Origin of the sequence: Actinomadura sp. BRA 177 (assembly GCF_013372625.1) — a bacterium.
Lineage (GTDB): Bacteria > Actinomycetota > Actinomycetes > Streptosporangiales > Streptosporangiaceae > Spirillospora.
The window spans coordinates 1-4,818 of sequence record NZ_JABXFD010000459.1 but is presented as its reverse complement, the minus strand read 5'-3'; the positions used below and the strand labels follow the sequence as shown (position 1 = coordinate 4,818).

Annotated in this window: 5 protein-coding genes; 2 read left to right on the top strand and 3 right to left on the bottom strand. The window is 73.7% G+C overall.

The features are described from left to right. Nucleotides 1–47: 47 nt before the first annotated feature. The 3 genes from HUX53_RS27160 to mraZ form a co-directional block, all read right to left on the bottom strand. Nucleotides 48–704, bottom strand: coding sequence for a hypothetical protein (locus HUX53_RS27160; RefSeq protein WP_176406057.1), 657 nt, complete (start codon nucleotides 702–704; stop codon nucleotides 48–50). Next, on the bottom strand, nucleotides 701–1,705 hold the full coding sequence (rsmH, locus tag HUX53_RS27155; RefSeq protein WP_176406056.1) for a 16S rRNA (cytosine(1402)-N(4))-methyltransferase RsmH: 1,005 nt from the start codon (nucleotides 1,703–1,705) through the stop codon (nucleotides 701–703). Before rsmH ends, HUX53_RS27160 begins: the two co-directional genes overlap by 4 nt. 246 nt (nucleotides 1,706–1,951) lie before the next feature. Then, nucleotides 1,952–2,383 (bottom strand): division/cell wall cluster transcriptional repressor MraZ, encoded by a 432-nt coding sequence (gene mraZ, locus HUX53_RS27150; RefSeq protein ID WP_176406059.1) that lies wholly within the window; start codon nucleotides 2,381–2,383, stop codon nucleotides 1,952–1,954. Nucleotides 2,384–2,790: 407 nt separating this feature from the next. On the opposite strand from mraZ, the gene HUX53_RS27145 reads away from it, so the two are divergent. Then, entirely contained in the window at nucleotides 2,791–3,837 is a 1,047-nt protein-coding gene (locus HUX53_RS27145; RefSeq protein WP_309237460.1) for a MoxR family ATPase, read from the top strand. A 3-nt stretch (nucleotides 3,838–3,840) separates the two neighbouring features. After that, on the top strand, nucleotides 3,841–4,818 hold a 978-nt coding region (locus tag HUX53_RS27140; protein WP_176406055.1), incomplete at its 3' end, for a DUF58 domain-containing protein.

Sequence of the window (4,818 nt, the reverse complement as noted above, 5' to 3'; positions counted from 1 at the left end):
ATGTGGTGTCAGTTTTTTTGGGTCATGGAGGCGGCGACGACCCTGCTCTACCCTACCCTTTTCGGCGGCAGCGACAGATGCGTATAAGAGCGGGCCGCGGTGCCGGGCACGCCGACGACGCCCGCGGCACCGGCGGACGCGGCGGCCGCGTGCGGGACGGGCCGGATGGCGCCGCCGCTCGCCCGCCCGGTCTCGGTGTAGAAGAAGGCCGGGTCCTTGGCCTTCTTCATGCCGAGCGCCTCGGCCTTCTTCCCCAGGCTCGCCGGGGAGCCCTCGCGCGCGTTCTCCTCTTCGAGGGCCTGGCGCTGCTGTTCGAGCTGCTTGTTGCCCTGCTGCAGCCGCGTCAGCGTGAACGCGTCCTTGGCGAGGACGGTGTTGAGCAGCAGCAGGCTCACCAGCGCGCCGCCGAGCAGCCCGATGATGAGCAGCACGAACGGCGCGCGCGGCGCGGCCCGGCGGCCCGCGGCTTGGCGTGCCCGGACGGCCGCCGCCGTCGTGCTCCGCGCCTTCTTGACCGCGGCGTCCTTCTTGACCGCCGGCTTGGCGGCCGGAGTCTTGGCCGGTGCCTTCACCGGAGCCTTGGCCGGAGTCTTCGCCGGAGTCTTGGGCGCGGTCTTCACGGCCGTCGCCGGGCCGGCCGCCGGCGCGGCGGTCCTCTTCTTCTTGGGCGCCCTAACCGGCGGGCGCCTGCTCGTCGTCGTCATGTCGCCTCCCGGACCCGCTCCGCGGCGCGCATCCGCACCGATCCGGCCCGTGGGTTGGTCGTGGTCTCCTCGCCGGACGGCAGCTCGGCCCCGCGCGTCAGGAGCCGGAACCTCGGCTCGTGCTCGGGCAGCGGGACGGGCAGGTCCGGCGGGGTGGTGTCGGCCGCCTGGGCGGCGAGGACGCGCTTGGTGATGCGGTCCTCGAGGGAGTGGTAGGACAGGACGGCGACCCGGCCGCCGACCGGGAGCGCGTCCAGGGCGGCGGGCAGCGCCCGGCGCCAGATCTCGAGTTCGCCGTTCACCTCGATGCGCAGTGCCTGGAAGGTGCGCTTGGCCGGGTTGCCGCCGGTGCGGCGGGTCGCGGCCGGGATGGAGGTGCGGACGAGGTCGGCGAGCCGGCGGGTGGACTCCAGCGGCGCGCGCTCGCGCTCGCGGACGATCGCCGAGGCGATCCGCTGGGCGAACCGCTCCTCGCCGTACTCGCGCAGGATCCGGGCGAGCTCGGCCGGCGGGTAGCCGTTGACGACCTCGGCCGCGGTGAGGCGCTGGGTGCGGTCCATCCGCATGTCGAGCGGGGCGTCGTGGGAGTAGGCGAAGCCGCGGCCCGTCTCGTCCAGCTGCGGGGAGGACACCCCGAGGTCGAACAGGACGGCGTCCACCGCGGGCACGCCGAGCCGGCCCAGCACCGCGGGGATCTCGTCGTAGACGGCGTGCTCCAGCGTCACCCGGTCGCCGAACGGCGCCAGCCGCCGCGCGGAGCGCTCCAGCGCGACGGTGTCGCGGTCGAGGCCGATGAGCCGGAGCCGCGGGACGGCCCGCAGCATCGCCTCGGCGTGGCCGCCCATGCCGAGCGTGGCGTCGAGGTGGACGGGGTCGCGGCCGGTGACGGCTTCGGCGGCGGGGACGAGGAGCTCCAGGACGCGGCCGAGCATGACCGGGACGTGGCCGTTCTCCGGCCCCCGGTCGGACGCGCGGTCGGGCGTACGGTCGCCTGCGTCCATGGTTCACCCCCCTGTACTGCCACCTCGCTCGCGGACTGTGTGGCATCGCCGGACCGGACCGTCCCGTGCCCCCGGCGGCGGCCTCGCCCGGCCAGGTCCCCATCCGCTGCCCTAGAGGAAGATCACCGCGTTTCCGCGGGGGGTCGCCGCCTGGCACCGGGGAAGCTGCGCCAGCCGGCTCGGAGAGCGGCTGGAGACCTGGCCGAACGTGGGCCATAGCCGGTCAACGGACCGACGAGTCTTCGCTCAGAGGATCCCTGGCAACACCTCCTCCGAGACGTCGGAGAACGTCTGCTCCTCCTGCTCCAGGTAGGTCTCCCAGGCCTGCGCGTCCCAGATCTCCAGACGCGTGTTGGCCCCGATGACCGTGCAGTCGCGGGTGAGCCCCGCGTACGTGCGCAGCGGCGGAGGAATCGTGACGCGGCCCTGCTTGTCGGGTACCTCGTCGGAGGCGCTGGCGAAGAAGACCCGGCTGTAGCCCCGGACCGCCTTCTCGGTGACCGGCGCGGCACGCAGCGCCTCGGTAATCCGCTGGAACTCCGCCATGGGGAAGACGTACAGGCAGCGTTCCTGGCCCTTCGTGATCACCAATCCCCCCGACAGCTCCTCGCGGTACTTCGCCGGCAGGAACAGTCGTCCCTTGTCGTCGAGGCGCGGTGAATGGGTGCCGAGGAACACCGGCCCCACCTCCCGCGCCGCATGGGTGGCTACCGCCCCCACGGCGCCCCACTCTACTCCACTCTTCCCCACCGTCAACAAGAAAAACATCGTCCACGGGCGAATTCGCCGAATGAAACCGCAGGTCAGAGGGGGTGGTGCGGAGTGGGGCCCGGCGGCCGCCGGTGCGCGTGCCGGACCGCCCGGAAACGTGCCCAGGGGTCATTTCCCGCGTTCCGCCGCGTTCTGGGTGATCGTGGTGGAGCGGAGTGGAGGCCGGGGCGGGCGCCTCCGGGCGGCGCCCGGCGTCCTTGCCTGCGGAGCGCGGCCGTCCTTCCCGTAGAGCACAATGGGCTCGCGTTCCCCATGAACATCGCAGTGGGCGTTCCGACGACGTACTGTCGGTTGGAACGGCTGAGGAGGGTTTGGTGGCAGTAGGCACGCACGGCGAGTCGTTCATGGAGACCGACCCCCCGGCATCCCGCCCTGCCCGGCGCCGCGCATCGGGAGGCGAGGGGGCGGGCCCCGGGCTCGACGGGCTCGCGCACATCGCGAACAAGATCCGGGACGCGGTGGAGTCGGTGATCGAGGGCAAGCCCTCGGTGGTGCGGCTCGCCCTCACGGTGCTGCTGGCGGAGGGGCACCTGCTGATCGAGGACGTGCCCGGGGTCGGCAAGACGATGCTCGCGAAAGCGCTCGCGCGCTCGGTCGACTGCTCGGTGCGGCGCGTCCAGTTCACCCCGGACCTGCTGCCCAGCGACATCACCGGGGTCAGCGCCTACAACCAGGAGCTGCGCGAGTTCGAGTTCAAGCCGGGCCCGGTGTTCGCCAACATCGTGGTCGGCGACGAGATCAACCGCGCGTCCCCGAAGACGCAGTCGGCGCTGCTGGAGTGCATGGAGGAGCGCCAGGTCACGGTGGACGGCACGACCTACGCGCTGGAGCCGCCGTTCATGGTGATCTCCACCCAGAACCCGGTGGAGATGGAGGGCACCTACCCACTGCCGGAGGCGCAGCGCGACCGGTTCACCGCGCGCATCTCGATGGGCTACCCGGACGCGGCCGCCGAGCTGGAGATGCTCGACACGCACGGCCAGTCGTCCCCGCTCGACCGGCTCACCCCGGTCGCGCACGCCGCCGACGTCCGCGACCTCATCGAGGTGGTGCGCCGCCAGCACGTCGCGGCCGCGGTGAAGCAGTACGCGGTCGACCTGGTCGCCGCCACCCGCAAGCACCCCGAACTGCGGCTCGGCGCGTCCCCGCGGGCGACGCTGCACCTGGTGCGGGCGGCGCGGGCGTACGCGGCGCTGGACGACCGCGACTACGTCGTCCCCGACGACGTCCAGGACCTCGCCGTCCCCGTGCTCGCGCACCGGCTGCTGCCGACCGCGGAGGCGCAGGTGGAGCGGCGCCGTCCCGAGCAGGTCGTCGCCGACCTGGTGAAGCGGCTGCCGGTGCCCTCCCCCGGGAAGTGACCGGTGCGACGCGCGCTGGCCGGCCTCACCACGCGCGGGCGGTCCTTCGTGGCCGCCGGCGCGACCGCGATCGTGTGCGCGGTCGTCCTCGGCGAGCGGGACCTGCTGCGGGCCGGGGTGCTCGTGCTGGTGCTGCCGCTGCTGTGCATGCTCGCGGTGTCGCGGACCCGGTACCGGCTGGCGTGCGCGCGGCGGCTGGAGCCGGCGCGGCTGCCGGTCGGCCATGAGGCCCGCGCCGACCTGCGGCTGGAGAACGTGTCGCGGCTGCCGAGCGGGCTGCTCATGGTGGAGGACCGGGTGCCGTACGCGCTCGGCGGCCGGGCCCGGTTCGTGCTGGAGCGGATCGAGCCGCACGGCTCCCGCCAGCTCGGCTACCGGATCCGCTCGGACGTGCGCGGCCGCTCCCGGGTGGGGCCGCTGACGGTCCGGCTCGCCGACCCGTTCGGGATGGTGGAGCTGGTGCGCTCGTTCAGCCTGTCCGACACGCTGACCGTGACGCCCGCGATCGTCCCGCTGCCGCACGGCCGGCTGTCGGGCGCGTGGACGGGCGGCGGCGACAGCGTGGCCCGCGCGGTGTCGGCGGCCGGCGAGGACGACGTCGCCCCGCGCGAGTACCGGCACGGCGACGACCTGCGCCGCGTGCACTGGCGGTCCACCGCCCGGCGCGGCGAGCTGATGGTGCGGCGCGAGGAGCAGCACTTCCAGAGCAGCGGGACGCTGTTCCTCGACACCCGGCGCAACGCGCACTGGGGCGAGGGGCTGAGCGGCTCGTTCGAGCAGGCGGTGTCGGCGACCGCGTCGATCGGCGTGCACCTCGTCCGGACGGGGATGAGCCTGCGGTACGTCACCGACGCCGGCGAGGCGCTGCCGGCGGCGCCGTCCGAGGGCGCGTTCGAGGGGCTGCTGCTCGACGCGCTCGCGGTGGCGCGCAGGTCCCGGGGCCATTCGCTGTCGGCGGGGGCCCGTCGCTTATACACATCT